This is a genomic window from Pantoea sp. C2G6 (assembly GCF_051336815.1).
GTDB lineage: Bacteria > Pseudomonadota > Gammaproteobacteria > Enterobacterales > Enterobacteriaceae > Pantoea.
In genome coordinates, this window is sequence record NZ_JBGMNJ010000001.1 from 77329 (window position 1) to 96044 (window position 18716).

Genomic DNA, 18716 nt, shown 5'->3' on the forward strand with positions numbered 1-18716 from the left:
TCAGGGATTCTATGGGGTCCTTCCACCAACTATTGCACCCTGATGCAGTTGGCTTCTCGCTCTGAATTCAGATTACTCAAATTTGAGCATATCGTCAATCGATTGGGCCGGATGGTGGCTGCCCATCAGCTGCGAAACACAGGATATAGACCGGGAACCCAAAGCGCGCCGCCTTACTGTAAAACCGCTTGATGCGCCGTGTGATCGCCTTTTGCCTACCCCCGCCCCGCAAAATCCTCCGCATCAACGTCATACCCGGAAGGTTCCCAGCGGATCGCCAGCAGGGCCAGCAGGCCCGCCAGCGGAGCCAGGAAGATCACCCAGAACACGCCGGTGCCCAGCGCCGCCACCAGCACCGGAAACAGAAACAGCGACAGGGTCGAGCTGCCGCGCATCAGGGTCTGGTTAAAGCCGACGCCCACCCCACGCAGCGAGGTCGGGTAACTCAGCGAGGCAAAGGTCATGGTATGCGAACCCGGCCCGAAGCCCTGACCAAACAGGAACAGTGCCAGCATCGCAATCGCCAGCGCGGCTTCCTGACCGCCTTCCGGGCGACCAATCAGTGCCAGCCCGAGCAGCGCCACGCACTGACAGGCGTAACCCGCCACCGACATCTTCCAGGCCCCGAGGCGCGGTACCAGCCGCACCGCCAGGATCCCGCCCACAAAGGCGAACAGCAGATTCAGCGCCAGCGACACCAGAATAGTGGTCAGCATCGACTGGGCAAAAAAGCTGGTGATGATCACCGGCAGACCAAACGCCACCGCGTTGTAGGCAAACGACGAGGCGATAGAGGTGATGGTCGCCAGCAGGGTTCGGCGGCGATAGACGCCCTGCAACAGCGCGCCATAGTTACGCCAGCTCGCCTTGCGCACCGGCGTGGCGGGCGTCAGCGCGGCGTCGGGCGCGACCTGCGCATTGATATTCCACGCGCTGCGCAAAATCGCGGCGGCGCCCTTCAGATCCCCCTGATTCGCGGCCCAGACCGGGGATTCACTCATATAACGGCTGCGGATGGCGATGATGATGATCGCCGGAACCGCTCCAAAACCGAGGATCAACCGCCATAACCAGTCGGTGTGACTCTCCGGCAATACCGCGTAGAGCAGCAGCACCAGCAGATAGGAGATACTGATCGCCGCGTACCAGGTCGGACACCACATCGCCACGCTGGCCGCTTTATTCCCCTGGCCGCGCAGCTTCGAAAACTCCGCCAGAAACGCCATCGCCACCGGCAGATCGATCCCCACGCCCAGCCCCATCACAAACCGCGCGCCGCCTAACACATATTCATTTGGTGCAAAGGCGCAGGCGATAGCCGCCACCACGAAAAAGAACATATCGGCCATAAAGACCCGATAACGGCCAATTTTGTCGGTGAGGTAGCCGCCCAGCAGCGCACCGATGATTGCCCCAAAGGTGATGGCGGAGGCGACCATGCCGGTGCCGGTGGGGGTGAGATTAAATTCGCGCGTGACATCTTTAATACCAAACGCCAGCGCGCCGAGATCGTAGGCGTCGAGGAATACGCCACCCAGCGCAATCGCCACCACGATGCGGGCGTTGTTGCGGGCGCTGTCACCGCTGTTTACCAGGCGTGAGACGTCAGCCGCGCTACGAATCCACGCGGTTTCGCCACCCGGCGAACTCCCTGCTGTTGCCACATGGGCGGAAGAGGTCAGGTCAGTCATGATGTTATGATTCTTTTTTTTATGAAAACAGGTCTGGAAGGATAGCCGTTCAGACGCCCAGACGTAAATTCATTTGGGTTATATAAAATAATCTGCCTGTCTTAAAACGTTATTAATCTGCGAGAAACTCAGCGCCATCGCCGCTGCGCCAGGCTACGCTTTTAAAGCAGATCACCAGAGCGCATCGCCCTGACGCTGCCGTCAGCCGGTCGGGCAGTCAGCTGAACAGTCGGGCGCCGCGATGACGTCACGCGAAACACGACGTAATAACAACACGCGAACACGCGATAAGGAAAAGGTCATGGTCAGAATTCGGGGTTGGGTGGGCGCGAGCGCCTTGCTGCTCAGTATGGGAATGGCACAGGCCGCCGATCCGGTGCGGGTCGGCTCCAAAATTGATACCGAAGGCTCACTGCTGGGCAATGTCATTATGCAGGTGCTGGAGAAGCACGGGGTGAAAACCGTTAACAAAATCCAGCTCGGCACCACGCAGGTGGTGCGCGGCGCGATCATCGCGGGCGAACTGGATATTTACCCGGAATATACCGGTAACGGCGCTTTTTTCTTCAACGATGAAAAAGAGAGTGCCTGGAAGAATGCCCGTGAAGGCTACGAGAAAGTGAAAAAACTCGATGCGGAGAAAAACCAGCTGGTATGGCTGACGCCTGCGCCCGCCAATAACACCTGGACCATCGCGGTACGCAACGATCTGGCCGAAAAAAATCAGCTCAGCTCGCTGGCCGATCTCAGCGCCTGGCTGAAAAAGGGCGGCACCTTCAAACTGGCGGCGTCAGCGGAATTTATCGAACGCAGCGACGCCTTGCCCGCCTTTGAAAAGGCGTATGGCTTTAACCTCAAGCAGGATCAGCTGCTGTCGCTGGCGGGCGGGGATACCGCCGTCACCATCAGCGCGGCGGCACAGCAGACTTCCGGGGTGAATGCCGCGATGGCCTACGGCACCGACGGACCGGTGGCAGCGCTGGGCTTAAAAACGCTGAGCGATCCCAAAGGCGTGCAGCCTGTTTACGCACCAGCGCCGGTTATCCGGGCGTCGGTGCTGAAAGCCTATCCGCAGATTGCCGACTGGCTGAAGCCGGTCTTCAGCGCGCTTGATGAAAAGACGCTGCAACAGCTTAATGCCAGAATCGCGGTGGATGGCCAGGACGCCAGCAGCGTGGCGAAAGAGTGGCTGCAACAGCAAAAGCTGCTGTAACCGATGGGAATATCGCGGGACGCGATACGCCGTCCGGGCCAGCAGCCGGTAGCACTGCTGCTGCTGGTGCTGCTGAGCCTGGCGTTGACGGCGCTGCCGTTTCTGAACTACGCCCCTAACCGGCTGGTGGCGGGAGAGCCGCTGATGGGCTGGCAGCTCAGCGGGTTCGGCGTGCTGTTGCTGCCGCTGGCGGCGCTGTGGCTGCTGCTGTGGCGTCAGCCGACGCGCGTCACGCTGCTGCTGGCGCTGCTGCTGGCGGAACTGCTGCTGGCGGCGATCCTCTGGCTGAGCGGCCATCAGGCGACGCTGCTCAGCCAGCAGGGCAGCCGGCTGGCGCGGACCAGCTTTGCCAGCGGTCTGTGGTGCAGCGGCGCACTGATCCTGCTGCTGATCACCGATCGGGTGCGTATGCTGACCCGCCACCGGCTGGCGCAGCTGCTGCTTAACGTGCAGGTCTGGCTGTTGCCGGGGCTGCTGCTGCTCAGCGGTCAGCTCAACGATCTCTCTCTGCTGAAAGAGTATGCCAACCGCCAGGCGGTGTTTGACGCGGCGCTGAGCCGCCATCTCACCCTGCTGGCCGGTACGGTGCTGCCCGCGCTGCTCATCGCGCTGCCGCTGGGGATGCTGCTGTTCCGGCGGCCGGGCTGGCAGAGCAGCGTGTTCAGCGTGCTGAATGTGATTCAGACGGTGCCGTCGGTGGCGCTGTTTGGCCTGCTGATTGCGCCGCTGGCGGGGCTGGCGCAGCGTTATCCGTGGCTGGCGAACTGGGGCGTCAGCGGAATCGGCATGGCGCCCGCGCTGATCGCGCTGGTGCTCTACGCCTTGCTGCCGCTGGTGCGCAGCGTGGTCGTCGGTCTGCAACAGGTGCCGCAGGAGGTACGGGAGAGCGCCAGGGGCGTCGGCATGAGCGGCTGGCAGCAATTTTTCGCGGTGGATATTCCGCTGGCGCTGCCGGTCTGGCTGGCGGGCCTGCGGGTGGTGGTGGTACAGACGCTGGGCATGGCGGTGGTCGCGGCGCTGATTGGCGCGGGCGGCTTCGGTGCGATTATTTTTCAGGGACTGCTCAGCAGTGCGCTGGATCTGGTGCTGCTGGGGGTGATCCCGGTGATTGCGCTGGCGGTCACTGTCGATGCGCTGTTCCGCCTGCTGATCTCCCTGCTGGAGAGAAAAGATGATTGAGTTTGAGCGCGTTTCCCGCGCCTTTAACGGCAAAGCGGCGGTCAGCGATCTGTCGCTCCGGGTGGCGGAAGGGGAGTTTTGTGTGCTGCTCGGCACCTCCGGGTCGGGCAAATCGACCACCCTGAAGATGATTAACCGGCTGGTGGAGTTTGACCAGGGGGAGATCCGCTTTGCCGGGGAGTCGATTCGCCAGCTTGATGCCCGCACCCTGCGGCGGCGCATGGGCTACGCCATCCAGTCGATTGGTCTGTTTCCGCACTGGACGGTACGCAAAAATATCGCCACGGTGCCGGCGCTGCTGGGCTGGCCGCGAGCGAAGGTCGCTGAACGCATCACCGCGCTGCTGGCACTGCTGAACCTCGACCCCGATCTGCTGGAGCGTTACCCGCATCAGCTCTCCGGCGGGCAACAGCAGCGGGTGGGCGTGGCGCGGGCGCTGGCGGCCGACCCGGAAGTGCTGCTGATGGATGAACCTTTTGGCGCGCTCGACCCGGTCACCCGTGACGTACTGCAACAGGAGATGCTGCGCATCCATCGTCTCTCGGGGCGGACCATCGTGTTGGTGACGCATGATATTGACGAAGCCCTGATGCTGGCGGACCGCATTGTGCTGATGGATAACGGCGAGATTGTCCAGCAGGGCAGGCCGGTGGAGCTGCTGACCCAGCCGAAGAATGAGTTTGTCCGCGACTTCTTTGGCCGCAGCGAAATGGGCGTGCGACTGCTGTCGCTGGGGCAGGTGGGCAACGCCGTGCGGCGCGGTGAGTGGCTGGCGGGGGAACCGATTGCCGCCTCGCTGACGCTGCGTGATGCGCTGTCGCAGTTTATTACCCGCCGCACTGACAGACTGCCGGTGATTGACGATCGGCAGCAGCCGCTCGGGGTGCTTCATTTCGGCGATCTGCTGCGGCTGGATGAGGAGCTGACATGCGCTGGCTGAAAGATCCGCTGCTCTGGCTGGTGCTGCTCTATGGCGCGCTGCTCACGCTGCTGCCCCTGAGCGGGCCGCTGTTTCACCACTGGTTTCCCGAACTGGCCCGGCCGCTCTATCAGCAGGAGACCTTCTGGCAGCTGACGCTGGCGCATCTGTTTCTGGTGATCACCGCGAGCCTGCTGGCGATTGTGATCGGTATCGGCAGCGGCGTGCTGGTGACGCGGCAGGCCGGTCGGGCTTTCCGGCCGCTGATCGAGACCATCGTGGCCGCCGGACAGACCATTCCGCCGGTGGCGGTGCTGGCGATTGCGGTGCCGGTAATGGGGTTTGGGGCCTGGCCCGCGGTGGTGGCGCTGCTGCTCTACGGGCTGTTGCCGATATTACAGGGCACGCTGGCCGGGATTGATAGCGTGCCGGCCAGCAGCCGGGAGATCGCCACCGGACTCGGCATGAGTCGCTGGCAGCGTCTGTGGCAGATTGAGCTGGCGCTGGCCGCGCCGGTGATTATCGCCGGCATACGCACCTCGGTGATTATTAATATCGGTACCGCGGCCATTGCCTCGACGGTTGGCGCGAAAAGTCTGGGGTCGCCGGTGATTATCGGCTTAAGCGGCTTTAACACAGCCTATGTAATTCAGGGGGCGTTACTGGTGGCGCTGCTGGCCATCGTCAGCGATCGCCTGTTTGAGCGCCTGCAACGGCGGCTTAGCGTGAGTGCACGATGAGTGAATATCCCACCAGCATCAGTCCGCTGGTGCCGCCGGCAGCCATAATAAAAAACAGCGTGGCGAAAAAGGCTTTTTTCCAGTTCATGAGAAAACCTGAGCGTGTTGAACAGTCGGGCGGGGATAATAGCGCGCGCAAGGCAGCAGGCAAAGCGCCCGGCGTGCGTTTTTGTTATCAGGCGGGTTCGTGCAACCGCACGGAGTAGCCCTGCTCCTGCCAGTGTGACAGCTGTTCCTGCTGGCGACGGGTCAGTTTTTTACCGGTAAAAACAAACATGTTCATGCCGGGAAACAGTTCCGGGCGCGGCACATCCAGCGGCTCCGCCAGCACATCAATCCGCCAGCCGTGCTGCGACAACCGCCAGCCTTCCAGCCAGATACGGGTGCGATCGTCGATGCCCCAGCCAATAATCAGCGCATCTTTACCCGCTTTTTTACGGCTGCCGGTCAGACAGAAGGCCACGTAATCAATCAGCAGACCATCCAGCAGGCTGCACATGGTGCGGGCGGTGTTCTGATCCAGACTGAGCTTCTGACGTACCGGCATGAAAACGTGGTCGATCAGTGCGTCAACCGGATGTTCGCGGCCAATCGCCGCAATTTTGTTACGCAGTTTGGTGGGCCTGACGTGGCGTAAAACGCTGATCAGTTCATCCTGGAGGGTGGTCCAGCCATCATGGGCGTCAACATCGCCCCCTTCCAGCAGCGCCTTAACTTTGCCAACCGGCACGCCGCTTTCAATCCAGCGCATAATCTCTTCAATACGCTGAACATCTTCTTCATCAAACTGACGATGCCCGCCTTCAGTACGTTGCGGCTTCAGCAAGCCATAACGACGCTGCCAGGCGCGCAAGGTGACTGGGTTTATGCCACAGCGCTCGGCGACGTCACCGATACTGTATAAGGTCATAAATTCCTCTTTCGATTGATCTGAGTGCAAACACCATAACCAGGCAGGCTAAGTTGTACAATAGATTTTTCAATGTACAAGTTGACCGCTGCCTCTTTTCTGCGCTATATCTCATTTATGAGATTAAATCCCACATATGAGAAAGCGCCATGCCGGATCTGAATACCGAGCAACGACTGGCCGCCCGCCTTGCAGAATTACGCCTGCAACGCGGCTGGTCGCTGGATGAATTATCCGTCGCGACCGGCATCAGTCGCGCGTCATTATCGCGCATTGAGCGAAGCGAGACCAGCCCAACGGCCGCACTGCTTAATCGCCTGTGTGTCGCCTACGGCCTGACCATGTCCCGGCTGCTCAGCGAGGTGGAAGAGGAGGCCAGCCTGCTGATTCGCGCCGATCAACAGCCGGTGTGGCAGGATGACGCCAGCGGCTTTCAGCGCCGCAATGTTTCACCGCCTGCTACTCATTTTAGATGCGAACTGGTAGAGGGCAAATTACGGCCTGGCGCGCGCATCGATTATGAGGCGCCGCCGGTGCATGGGCTGGAGCAGCATATCTGGCTGCGGGAGGGCGGGCTGACCGTCAGCGTGGCGTCACAGCAGTGGACCCTGCAACCCGGTGACTGTTTACGCTTTCATCTGATCGGCAAATCCGCGTTTGAGGCGCACCTCACCGACGGCGCGCGCTATCTGCTGGTGGTGGCGAAACCATGATCGATTACTTACAGCTCAGCGCGGCTGAGGCACAACAGCAGCTGACCGGGCTCACCGACGTGCTCCAGGCCTGCGTCACCGATCATGCCAGCGTCGGCTTCACCGACCCGGCCGACAGGCTGACGATGACTCAGTTCTGGCAGCGGCAGATCGGCAATCTGGCGAGTGGCGACAGCGAACTGCTGATCGCTGCCTGGCAGGGCAGCATTGTGGCGACGGTGCTGATCCACAGCAGCGCCATGCCCAATGGCCGCCACCGGGCGGAGATCGCCAAACTGCTGGTGCATCCGCGGGCGCGTCGTCAGGGCATCGCCCGCCAGCTGATGCTGCGCGCCGAGCAGCGGGCCGCGGCGCTGGGCAAAACCCTGCTGGTGCTGGATACCCGCCGCGGCGATGTCGCCAGCGATCTCTATCGCGCGCTGGGCTGGCAGGTCGCCGGTTCGATCCCCTTTTATGCGGAATCCACCACGGGCGAGCTGGATGCCACCACCATTCTGTATAAAGTGCTGGCGTGACGCGCAGCTCGCCGCGGGAAATTCGCGAGGCGGCACGAAAAAATCGGCCCGGAAGCTGACGCCGCCGGGATACTGTGTAAAAATACAGGTCGTTTTTTCGGTGTGGTAACGCTAACAATGGCCCTGACAGCCGCAGTAAAAAGCCAGATTGCGCAGTGGTATAAAGCGCTACAGCAGCAGGTGCCTGATTTTATCCCGCGCGCGCCGCAGCGCCAGATGATCGCCGAAGTGGCGAAATGTCTGGCGGGCGACGATGCCCGTCATCTGGCGGTGGAAGCGCCGACCGGCGTGGGAAAAACCCTCTCTTATCTGATCCCCGGCATCGCGGCCAGCCGCGCCCAGGAGAAGAGCCTGGTGATCAGTACCGCCAACGTGGCGTTGCAGGATCAAATCTTCAGCAAGGATCTGCCGCTGCTAAAGAAAATCATTCCCGACCTTACCTTTACCGCCGCCTTTGGTCGTCGGCGCTATGTCTGTCCGCGTAATCTGGCGGCGCTGGCGGCGGATGACGATCAGCAGGGCGATCTGCTGATGTGGCTGGACGATGAGGCGGTCAGCAGCACCAAAGAGGAGCAGACCCTGTGCGGCCGGTTGCAGAAGTCACTGGATCGCTATCAGTGGGATGGTCTGCGCGATCACAGCGAGGAGAATGTCAGCGACAGCCTGTGGCAGCGGCTCTCGACCGATAAAGCCAGCTGCCTCGGGGCGCACTGTCGCTGGTATCGTGAATGCCCGTTTTTTGTGGCACGGCGTGAGATCGAGCAGGTCGATGTGGTGGTGGCCAACCACGCGCTGGTGATGGCGGCGATGGAGAATGAATCGGTGCTGCCACCGGCGAAAAATCTGATGCTGGTGCTGGATGAAGGGCACCATCTGCCGGAAGTGGCGCGTGACGCGCTGGAGATGAGCGCCGACATCACTCCAGGCTGGAGCAGCCTGCAACTCGATCTCTTTATCCGGCTGGTTGAGAGCATCATGACGCAGATGCGGCCTAAATCGCCGCCGCCGCTGGCCAACCCTGAGCGTCTGAAAGCGCACTGCGACGAGCTGCGTGAACTGCTGACCATCACCAGCCAGGCGCTGAATCCGCTGCTGCCGCCCGACAATCAGCCGGGAGAGTTTCGTTTTGTACTGGGCGCGCTGCCGCAGGAGCTGCTGGATCTCTGCGCCCGGCTGTTTAAACTCAGCGACGCGCTGCGCGGGCTGAGTGAAGGGCTGATCAACGCGCTCAGCGAGCAGACCGGCAAAGTCGATGTGGTGCGGCTGCATCGCAATCTGCTGCAACTCAATCGCCAGTTCGGCTGGTTTGAATCGGTGAGTAAACTGTGGCGGCTGGCGGCAATGGAGAAAGCCTCTGGCGCGCCGGTGTCGAAGTGGATCAGCCGCGAGCTACGCGAGGGCCAGGCGCATCTGCTGTTCCATTGCGCCGGGATCCGGGTCAGCGATCAGCTGGAAAAAATGCTGTGGCGTAAAATCCCCCATGTGGTGGTCACTTCCGCCACCCTGCGCTCGCTCAACAGCTTTAACCGGTTGCAGGAGATGTCCGGCCTGAATGAAAAGGCGGGCGACCGCTTTATCGCCCTCGACTCGCCGTTTAACCACGTCGAGCAGGGCAAGCTGGTGATCCCGCAGATGCGCTATGAGCCGCTGATGAGTCATGAGGTGGAGCACATCGCCGAGATGGCCGGCTTTTTCCGTCAGCAGATGGCGGAGAAAAAGCACAAAGGGGTGCTGGTGCTGTTTGCCAGCAACCGGGCGATGCAACAGTTTGTCGCCTGTCTGCCCGACCTGCGGCTGTCGATGCTGGTGCAGGGCGATCAGCCGCGCAGCCGTCTGGTCGATCTGCATCGTCAGCGGGTCGTCAAAGGCGAAACCAGCATTCTGATTGGCCTTCAGTCGTTTGCCGAAGGGCTGGATCTGAAAGGCGATCTGCTGAGTCAGGTGCATATTCATAAAATCGCTTTTCCCCCGGTAGACAGTCCGGTAATTTTGACCGAAGGCGAATGGCTGAAAAGCCTGAAACGTTATCCGTTTGAGGTGCAGAGCTTACCCAGCGCCTCGTTTACCCTGATTCAACAGGTCGGACGCCTGATTCGCAGCCATCAATGTTATGGCGAAATCGTCATCTACGACCGCCGTCTGCTGAGCAAAGCCTACGGCAGCCGGCTGCTGGCGGCGCTGCCGATCTTCCCGATTGAGCAGCCCGCAACGCCCGAGCCGGCCGCGATACCGGCCAGCGTGGTGCCAAAGCACACCGTGCGCAAACGACGTCCCACGCGGCGTTAAGCCGCGCACTTAACCGGAAGCGAGTGATGGAACTGAATAAAATCATTAAAGAGATTGGCCGGGGTAAAAATCATGCCCGTGACATCGATTTTGACAGCGCGGTGGCGCTTTACGGCGCGATGCTGGCAGGCGAGGTGCCCGATCTGGAGCTGGGCGGCATTCTGATTGCGCTGCGCATTAAAGGCGAAGGCGAAGCGGAGATGCGCGGCTTTTATCAGGCGATGCAGGCGCAGATGATGTCGTTGCGCGCGCCGGAAAACCGGCCGATGCCAATCGTTATCCCCAGCTATAACGGGGCGCGCCGCCAGGGCAACCTGACGCCACTGCTGGCGCTGCTGCTGGTGAAACTCGGCTTTCCGGTGCTGGTGCATGGCGTCAGCGACGACGCCACCCGCGTCACCAGCGAAGCGGTGTTTGCCGCTCTCGGCATCGCCCCTGTCACCACGGCGGAAGCGGCGCAGGCGAAACTCGATCGGGGCGAACTGGCGTTTATCACCATCGATCACCTCTGCCCGCCGATGGCGAAACAGCTTTCATTGCGCTGGCGCATGGGGGTGCGTAACAGCGCGCATACCCTGGCAAAGCTGGCGACGCCGTTTGCCGAACGAGCGGCGCTGCGGCTGTCGAGCGTGTCGCACCCGGAGTATGTGCCGCGCGTGGCGAAATTCTTCAGCGACATCGATGCACCGGCGCTGCTGCTGAATGGCACCGAAGGGGAGGTCTATGCCAATCCGCAGCGCTGCCCGGCGATCAGTCTGGTTCAGGGGGCGGGATCGGAAGCAGAAGTGTGGGTTGAACGTCAGCCTGAGGTGGCGGTGGAACTGCCAGCCGACAAGACGGCGGCGGTGACCGCGCGCTGGATTGAAGAGGTGCTGAATCAGCAGCGTCCGGTGCCGGAGTCGCTGCGGCTGCAACTCGCCTGCTGCCTGCGCGCCAGCGGGCAGTGTGACTCACTGGCGGCGGCGGAGCAGCGCATCCGCGCCGCCGGCTACTGACTCAATTGACTGGCAGCGCCTGCTCAACCAGATCCTGCCAGAAGCGAATGCCAATCGGCAGCAGCGCGTCGTTGAAGTCATAGCGGGCGTTGTGCAGCGGGGCGGAGGGCGTCGCGCCGTCCGCCCCGAGCCAGAAGTAGGCACCGGGACAGGCTTCCAGCATGCAGGCAAAATCTTCCGACGCCATCGAGGGATTCACCTGCCAGTGAAGCTGTTCTGCGCCCAGCGTCGCCAGTGCCACCGCACGCACCTGCTCAGCCGGGGCGGCATGGTTGGCAGTCACCGGATAGCCGGGCAACCACTCAATCTCACCGCTGACGCCAAACGGACGCGGCAGGGTGGCGACAAACTCATCAATCAGGCCGCGCACTTTATCGCGCACGCTGGTTTGCAGGCAGCGTACCGTGCCGCGCAGCACAATCTGTTCGGGGATCACGTTAATCGCTTCGCCACCGTGGATCTGCGTCACGCTGACCACCGCCGAGGCGAGTGGCGAGAGGCGGCGCGACGGGATGGTTTGCAGCGCCAGAATCAGCTCGGCGGCCACCACCATCGGATCGGCACCGCTCTCCGGCATCGCCGCATGGCAGCTTTTACCGTGCAGGGTAATTTCAAACGAATCCAGTGACGCCATCATCGCGCCAGGATTGACCGCCAGTGACCCCAGCGGCAGCCCCGGCCAGTTATGCATCGCATAGATCGCCTCCATCGGGAAGCGCTGAAACAGTCCCTCTTCCACCATTTTGCGCGCGCCGCCCAGATTCTCCTCGGCAGGCTGAAAAATAAAGTGCACCGTGCCGCTGAAGTGGCGCGTCGCCGCCAGCTGTCGCGCCGCGGCCAGCAGCATCGCGCTGTGACCATCGTGGCCGCAGGCGTGCATCACCCCTGGCGTGGCGGAGCGCCATTCCACGTCACCTTTTTCGGTGATCGGCAACGCATCCATATCGGCGCGCAGCCCAATCACCGGGCCGGGACCATTTTCCAGCGTGCCGATCACCGCCGTTCCCGCCAGGCCACGAAACACCTGCAAGCCCGCCCGCGCTAATTCAGTGGCGATAAGCTCGCTGGTCTGCTGTTCCTGGTAGCCGAGTTCAGGGTGACGATGAAACTGATGGCGCCAGCGCAGGGCATCTTCAAGCAGGGCAGGGGAAAGGGTCATGCAGAGTCGCGCTCCATACAGAATGAGAAGATTTCACTTTAGTGGTCGGCTGGCGTGGCGTCTATCGCTGTCAGGACTAAATCTCCCCGCTGGCTAAATCAAAATGGAATAAGTAATAAGGAAGTGCGGTCAGTGGCAGGCGGGGAAAGCGCGGGGTAAGCCATCGCTTACCCCGACAGCAAACTACTTCTGCATCGGCAGATTGAGGCCATGTCGGGCGGCGCACTGCTGCGCCAGCTCATAGCCCGCGTCGGCGTGACGCATCACCCCGGTGGCCGGATCGTTCCATAACACCCGCTCCAGCCGCGCGTCAGCCTCTTTACTGCCGTCGCAGACAATCACCACGCCAGCGTGCTGTGAGAAGCCCATTCCCACACCGCCGCCATGATGCAGGCTGACCCAGGTCGCTCCGCCCGCGGTGTTGAGCAGGGCGTTGAGCAGCGGCCAGTCGGAGACGGCATCGGAGCCATCCTTCATCGCTTCAGTTTCACGGTTAGGTGAGGCCACGGAGCCGCAGTCGAGATGGTCACGGCCAATCACCACCGGCGCTTTCAGCTCGCCGTTGCGCACCATTTCATTAAACGCCAGTCCGGCCAGATGACGTTCGCCCAGTCCCAGCCAGCAGATGCGCGCTGGCAACCCCTGGAAGGCGATGCGCTCCTGCGCCATATCGAGCCAGCGGTGCAGCGTTTTATGGTGCGGGAACAGCGCTTTGAGTTTCGCGTCAGTTTTATAAATATCCTCCGGGTCGCCTGACAGCGCCACCCAGCGGAACGGACCTTTACCTTCGCAGAACAGCGGACGGATATAGGCTGGCACAAAGCCAGGGAAATCAAAGGCGTTGCTGACACCCTCATCCAGCGCCACCTGACGGATATTGTTGCCGTAATCCACGGTCGGAATGCCCATATGGCAGAAGTCGAGCATCGCCTGCACGTGAACCGCCATCGAAGCACGCGCCGCTTTCTCTACCGCTTTGGGCTGTGAGACGCGCTCCTGCTGCCAGCGCGCCAGATCCCAGCCGATCGGCAGATAGCCGTTGATCGGATCGTGCGCCGAGGTCTGATCGGTCACAATATCGGGCTTCGGCCCGCCCGCCCTGGCGCGTTTTACCAGCTCCGGCAGGATCTCCGCCGCATTGCCGAGCAGCCCGACCGAAATCGCTTTTTTCGCTGCCGTTGCCTCAGCGATCAGCGCCAGCGCCTCATCCAGCGAGGTGGCTTTATGGTCTACATAGCGGGTGCGCAGACGGAAATCGATGCGCGACTCCTGGCACTCAATCGCTAGCACGCAGGCCCCGGCCAGCACCCCAGCCAGCGGCTGCGCGCCGCCCATGCCGCCCAGCCCGGCGGTGAGGATCCAGCGTCCGCTCAGGTCGTTGTTATAGTGCTGACGGCCCGCTTCAACAAAGGTTTCGTAGGTGCCCTGCACGATGCCCTGCGCGCCGATATAGATCCAGGAACCGGCGGTCATCTGGCCATACATCATCAGGCCCGCTTTATCCAGCTCATGGAAGTGATCCCAGGTGGCCCAGTGCGGCACCAGATTGGAGTTAGCCAGCAGCACGCGCGGTGCGTCGGCGTGGGTGCGGAAGATGCCCACCGGCTTGCCGCTCTGGATCAGCAGCGTCTCATCCGGTTGCAGCAGCCGCAGCGAGCGCAGGATCTGCTCGAAGCATTCTTGGTTACGCGCCGCTTTGCCGATGCCGCCATACACCACCAGATCTTCCGGGCGTTCTGCGACGTCAGGATCGAGGTTGTTCTGGATCATGCGGTAAGCCGCTTCAATCAGCCAGTTGGCGCAGTGCAGCGTGGTGCCATGCGGCGCACGGATTTCGCGCGCCACGGCCTGAGAAAGAGTTTTGTTCATGACAGTGTCCTTAATTCAGGAAGCAGAGCGCATGCTCGGCAGCAGCGCGGTTAATGGCTGAGGCCAGTCAGCGCGACTTGCCCACTGACGCATGGCCTCAATATCAGGGGCCAGCAGGCGATCTTCCTCAAGGAAGGCGACCTGCTCGCGAATGGTGTCGATGGCCTGCTCCATCAGCGCCGAGCTTTTCAGCGGCCGGTTAAATTCAATCCCCTGCGCCGCCGCCATCGCTTCGATACCGACCACTGCGGCGCTGTTAAAGCACATGCTGCCGAGACGGCGGGCGGCATAGGTCGCCATTGAGACGTGATCTTCCTGGTTAGCGGAGGTCGGCAGGCTGTCCACGCTGCCCGGATGAGCCAGCGATTTGTTCTCAGAGGCGAGCGCCGCCGCCGTGACCTGGGCGATCATAAAGCCGGAGTTGAGTCCCCCGTCGCGCACCAGGAAGGGCGGCAGACCCGATAAGCCGCTGTCCAGCAGCAGCGCCAGTCGCCGTTCGGAGATCGCCCCCACTTCGGCAATCGCCAGCGCCAGAATGTCAGCGGCAAAGGCCACCGGCTCGGCGTGGAAGTTACCGCCGGAGATCACATCGCCGCTGTCGCTGAACACCAGCGGGTTGTCAGAGGCGGCATTGGCTTCGATTTCCAGAATCCGCGCCGCGTGGCGGATATTATCCAGGCAGGCCCCCATCACCTGCGGCACGCAGCGGATGGAGTAGGGGTCCTGAACGCGGCCGCACTGCGCATGGGAGAGCACAATTTCACTGCCCGCAATCAGGCTGCTGACGGCTGCGGCGACCGCAATCTGCCCCTGCTGGCCGCGCGCCTGGTGAATACGGGCGTCAAAGGGTTTCAGCGAGCCTTTGATCGCCTCCAGTGACAGCGCACCGGCCATCAGACCGGCGGCAAACAGATTTTCACCTTCAAACAGGCCGCGCAGTGCCAGCGCCGTCGAGACCTGGGTGCCGTTAAGCAGCGCCAGCCCCTCTTTCGGGCCAAGCACAAAGGGTGACAGGCCGACGCTGGCCAGCCCCTCGCTCGCCGGGATCAGCTCGTCATTAAGCCGCACCTGGCCTTCGCCCAGCAGCATCAGCGACAGGTGCGCCAGCGGCGCGAGATCGCCGGACGCGCCGACCGAGCCTTTTTCCGGGATGCAGGGCATCACCCCGGCGTTGAACAGCGCCAGCAGCGCCTCAATCAGTTCGATGCGCACCCCGGAGTGGCCGCGCGCCAGGCTGATGATTTTGGTGGCGACCACCAGACGGGTGACGTTGTCGGGCAGCAGATCGCCCAGCCCGACGCTGTGTGACAGCACCAGATTACGTTGCAGATCCGCCAGCCGGCTGGCCGGAATCTGGGTCTGAGCCAGTTTGCCAAAACCGGTATTGATGCCATACACCACCTTGCCGGAGGCGACAATCGCCTCCACCGTTTGCTGCGCTGCGGCTATCGCCTGACGGGCGCTGTCATCCAGCGAGATCGTAACGTGACCCTGATAGATAGCGCGTAAGGTGGCGAGGTCCACCTCGCCCGGCACCAGGCGCAACGCCTGAAAAGAACCTGACATACTTTACTCCTGTCTATACAAGTGTGCTGACGTGGCGAAGCTGCTTTCCTTGCCCTGGCTCAGCGGGATAGTGCGAGTGAAACATAAGTGTCTATTCTTGTCTATACAACCAGCAAACGCCGTGCCAGATCGATCACAAAAATCGATCGCCCGCCCGCTGCGGGGCAGAGGTGAAACAGGGTGACGACGCTGCACCATCAGGAAGCGCGGATTGCACTCGCGGTGCAGGGTGCAACCGACTGGATGTATATACATCCACCGCGTGAGACAGTAAACTCAGGGCATTATCAGCATAAGGAACAGCAAATGGTCGAGCATACGGCACTGGCACAACTGGCGGCGGCGATGAGCGATGAGCCCGCCCCGATCTATCAGCGGGTGAAGCAGGCCATCATCAGTCAGATCCGTGAAGGATTATGGAAAGCGAATCAGCGCGTCCCGTCGGAGAGTGAGCTGGTGAATGAACTGGGCGTCAGCCGCATGACGATTAACCGTGCGCTGCGGGAACTCACCAGCGAAGGTTTTCTGGTGCGGATGCAGGGCGTCGGCACCTTTGTCGCGGAGATGAAAGGCTACACCGCCATGCTGGAGGTGCATAACATCGCCGATGAGATTGCCCAGCGCGGTCATCAGCACAGCAGTAAAATCCTGGCCATCGGCCAGAATAAAGCCGATCCCGAGCAGGCGGCGGTGCTGGGGCTGACCACCGGACAGACGCTGTTTCATTCGCTGATTGTGCATTACGAAAATGATCTGCCGGTGCAGCTGGAAGATCGGCTGGTCAATCCGCTGATGGCACCTGACTACCTGACGCAGGATTATCAGCAGATGACGCCTTACACCTACCTGATGCGCGTTGCGCCGCTGACGGCGGGCGAGCACATTGTGGAAGCGGTGCTGCCCGATGCGCGTCAGCGTAAATATCTGTCGCTGGATGAGCACGAACCCTGTCTGCTGATCCGCCGTCAGACCTGGAGCGACAACAAAATCGTGACCTATGCGCGGCTGCTCTATCCCGGTTCCCGTTACAAACTGCTGGGCCGCTTCAGGGGACACGGCTAAGGCGGGTAAACAGCAGCCGGGCAGGGGGACCGCAGGGGCGAAGCTCAGTCGCCTGATCCACCCACCACGCGCCCTGCTGCGCAGTCAGCCGTTGCCCTTCTGTGCATTGCCACTCTCCGGCTAACACCCAGGCGACACCGTGCAGGCTGCTGACCGGCGCGGTGACAATCGTCACCGTCGCCTGCCATTCGCCGCGGCGCGTCATGATATTAAAATCTTCGCTGACCCCGCCCTGCAACCGCGCCTCCAGAGGCCACTCCCCGGCAAACGCCCAGGGCTGCTCCGGCAACAAACGGTGCTGCACCGCCGGACCCGTGAGCTGCACCGGGTCGCCATGCAGCAGGGTGATAATCCGATCAACGCCCGGAAAGGCGGAGAAAGGGCCAGCCTGGGCCAGGGTTGCGATGCTGGCACGCCAGCCGAAGCGGTCACTGCCGGGCGGGAAGCTGATGATTTCGCGGGTCTCACCGCCGCCGTTCCGCCAGCGGCTGACCGCCAGATCGGCGTACGCAAACCGGGCGATCATCGCAGCGCCGCCATCACCTGAGCAAAGCGGGCGGCACAGGCCGTCTGCGCCGGATGAACGCCATCCTCCACCACCGCCTTGCCCGCCACATAGACGTCCCGAATCTGATCGCGCTGCCCGGCAAACAGCCAGCGGTTCAGCACGGCGTTCGTGCTGACACTGCCGAGCCACGCCGCATCACGCAGCACCAGCCAGTCGGCGCGTTGTCCCACCGCCAGCGTTCCCTGCTGAATGCCACACGCCTGCGCACCGCCCGCCGCGGCCTGCTGCCACAGCAGATCGCCGACCGACGGCTGGCCGGGCAGGGTAATCCGGTTGCGACGCTGGTCGCGCAGCCGCTGAGCATACTCCAGCCAGCGTAACTCCTCCTGCGCGCTCAGCGAGACGTGGCTGTCGGAGCCGATGCCCCAGCGTCCGCCCTGCGCGATGTACTCCACCGCCGGAAAAATGCCGTCACCGAGATTGGCTTCGGTGGTGGGACACAAGCCCGCCACCGCGCCGCTGCGCGCCAGCCGCGTCCGTTCATCATCATCCAGATGGGTGGCGTGGATCAGACACCAGCGCCCATCCACCGCAAAACGGTTCAGCAGCCAGGCCACCGGACGCTCGCCGCTCCACGCCAGCGAGTCATTGACCTCTTTCTGCTGTTCCGCCACGTGGATATGCACCGGCAGCGCGGGATCGCTGGCCGCCAGTACATCCTGCATCTGGCTTTCACTGACGGCACGCAGCGAATGAAAACAGAGACCCCGGTTCAGCAGGGGCCGCTGCCGCTGCCACGCCTCCAGTCGCGCCTGCTGTTGCAGATAGTGGTCAGCCTGCTGGATAAAACGCTTCTGACCCGCCGCCGGTGGCTGGCTGCCAAAGCCGCCGTAGCTGTAGAGCACCGGCAGCAGCGTCTGGCCGATGCCCGCAATCTCCGCCGCCTGGATCAGCTGTTGCAGCATCGCGTCGTCAGGGTAGGGGTTGCCGCTGGGGTCGTGGTGCAGATAGTGAAACTCCGCTACCTGGGTATAGCCGCCTTTCAGCATCTCAATGTAGAGCAGGGCGGCGATGTCACCGACCTGTTCAGGGGTCAGGCGCTGCACCATGCGGTACATCAAATCGCGCCAGGTCCAGAAGCTATCCTGAGGATCGCCCGCCACTTCGGCCAGGCCCGCCATCGCGCGCTGGAAGGCGTGCGAATGCAGGTTAGCGATGGCCGGGATCACCTCACCGTTGAGCCGGACCGCCTGCTCCGCGTGGCTCTCCGGGGTAATGGAGTCGATAAAACCAGCCTGATTAACGGTAATGCGTACCTGCTGTTGCCAGCCCTCCGCCAGCAGCGCGCGCGGGGCAAAAAAAGTCGCCATGGTTGATCCTCAACGGATGTG

Annotated in this window: 16 protein-coding genes; 9 read left to right on the forward strand and 7 right to left on the reverse strand. The window is 62.1% G+C overall.

The window, feature by feature from the left end; translation table 11 throughout:
- Positions 1-215 precede the first annotated feature (215 nt).
- Positions 216-1691 carry an MFS transporter gene (locus ACCW71_RS00365; RefSeq protein ID WP_436368850.1) on the reverse strand — a complete coding sequence of 492 codons (1476 nt, stop codon included), beginning with the start codon at positions 1689-1691 and terminating at the stop codon, positions 216-218.
- A 301-nt stretch (positions 1692-1992) separates the two neighbouring features.
- Here ACCW71_RS00365 and osmF point away from each other — a divergent pair, with 301 nt between their 5' ends.
- From osmF to ACCW71_RS00385, 4 genes are read left to right on the forward strand one after another with little or no spacing between them, the layout of a single operon-like run.
- The gene (gene osmF, locus ACCW71_RS00370) at positions 1993-2904 is read left to right on the forward strand and encodes a glycine betaine ABC transporter substrate-binding protein OsmF (protein ID WP_436368852.1); all 912 of its coding nucleotides are present in this window, start codon (positions 1993-1995) and stop codon (positions 2902-2904) included.
- 3 nt (positions 2905-2907) lie between these two features.
- A complete protein-coding gene (locus ACCW71_RS00375) occupies positions 2908-4083 on the forward strand; it encodes an ABC transporter permease (protein ID WP_436368854.1) in 1176 nt (391 codons plus the stop codon).
- Positions 4076-5023, forward strand: a complete 948-nt coding sequence (locus ACCW71_RS00380) for an ABC transporter ATP-binding protein (protein WP_436368855.1) — start codon at positions 4076-4078, stop codon at positions 5021-5023. Before ACCW71_RS00375 ends, ACCW71_RS00380 begins: the two co-directional genes overlap by 8 nt.
- Positions 5011-5742, forward strand: coding sequence for an ABC transporter permease (locus tag ACCW71_RS00385; protein WP_436368857.1), 732 nt, complete (start codon positions 5011-5013; stop codon positions 5740-5742). Before ACCW71_RS00380 ends, ACCW71_RS00385 begins: the two co-directional genes overlap by 13 nt.
- A gap of 175 nt (positions 5743-5917) precedes the next feature.
- Here the strand turns inward: ACCW71_RS00385 and ACCW71_RS00390 are convergent, their stop codons facing one another.
- A complete protein-coding gene (locus ACCW71_RS00390) occupies positions 5918-6652 on the reverse strand; it encodes a MerR family transcriptional regulator (protein WP_436368859.1) in 735 nt (244 codons plus the stop codon).
- Positions 6653-6801: 149 nt separating this feature from the next.
- Between ACCW71_RS00390 and ACCW71_RS00395 the strand changes: the two genes are divergently transcribed.
- The 4 genes from ACCW71_RS00395 to ybiB all read left to right on the forward strand — a co-directional run bounded on the left by ACCW71_RS00395 (position 6802) and on the right by ybiB (position 11161).
- Complete coding sequence (locus tag ACCW71_RS00395; RefSeq protein ID WP_436368860.1) at positions 6802-7365, forward strand: helix-turn-helix domain-containing protein; 564 nt, start codon at positions 6802-6804, stop codon at positions 7363-7365.
- Complete coding sequence (locus tag ACCW71_RS00400; RefSeq protein WP_436368861.1) at positions 7362-7880, forward strand: N-acetyltransferase family protein; 519 nt, start codon at positions 7362-7364, stop codon at positions 7878-7880. The genes ACCW71_RS00395 and ACCW71_RS00400 overlap by 4 nt, the downstream gene beginning before the upstream one ends.
- Positions 7881-7997: 117 nt before the next feature.
- On the forward strand, positions 7998-10166 hold the full coding sequence (gene dinG, locus ACCW71_RS00405) for an ATP-dependent DNA helicase DinG (RefSeq protein ID WP_436368863.1): 2169 nt from the start codon (positions 7998-8000) through the stop codon (positions 10164-10166).
- Between the two features lie 26 nt (positions 10167-10192).
- Positions 10193-11161: a DNA-binding protein YbiB gene (gene ybiB / locus ACCW71_RS00410; RefSeq protein WP_436368864.1), complete on the forward strand. Its 969-nt coding sequence runs from the start codon at positions 10193-10195 to the stop codon at positions 11159-11161.
- Position 11162: 1 nt separating this feature from the next.
- Here ybiB and ACCW71_RS00415 read toward each other — a convergent pair whose 3' ends face one another.
- The 3 genes from ACCW71_RS00415 to hutH all read right to left on the reverse strand — a co-directional run bounded on the left by ACCW71_RS00415 (position 11163) and on the right by hutH (position 15755).
- Positions 11163-12320, reverse strand: coding sequence for a M20 aminoacylase family protein (locus ACCW71_RS00415; protein ID WP_436368866.1), 1158 nt, complete (start codon positions 12318-12320; stop codon positions 11163-11165).
- Between the two features lie 183 nt (positions 12321-12503).
- Complete coding sequence (gene hutU / locus ACCW71_RS00420; RefSeq protein ID WP_436368867.1) at positions 12504-14189, reverse strand: urocanate hydratase; 1686 nt, start codon at positions 14187-14189, stop codon at positions 12504-12506.
- 15 nt (positions 14190-14204) lie between these two features.
- Positions 14205-15755, reverse strand: coding sequence for a histidine ammonia-lyase (gene hutH / locus ACCW71_RS00425; RefSeq protein WP_436368868.1), 1551 nt, complete (start codon positions 15753-15755; stop codon positions 14205-14207).
- 306 nt (positions 15756-16061) lie between these two features.
- Here hutH and hutC point away from each other — a divergent pair, with 306 nt between their 5' ends.
- Positions 16062-16817 (forward strand): histidine utilization repressor, encoded by a 756-nt coding sequence (gene hutC / locus ACCW71_RS00430; RefSeq protein WP_436368869.1) that lies wholly within the window; start codon positions 16062-16064, stop codon positions 16815-16817.
- On the opposite strand, the gene ACCW71_RS00435 is transcribed toward hutC, so the two are convergent.
- Entirely contained in the window at positions 16801-17343 is a 543-nt protein-coding gene (locus tag ACCW71_RS00435; RefSeq protein WP_436368871.1) for a HutD/Ves family protein, read from the reverse strand. The two genes, hutC and ACCW71_RS00435, sit on opposite strands and share 17 nt — an antisense overlap.
- Entirely contained in the window at positions 17340-18695 is a 1356-nt protein-coding gene (locus tag ACCW71_RS00440; protein WP_436368872.1) for a formimidoylglutamate deiminase, read from the reverse strand. The genes ACCW71_RS00435 and ACCW71_RS00440 overlap by 4 nt, the downstream gene beginning before the upstream one ends.
- Positions 18696-18716 lie beyond the last annotated feature (21 nt).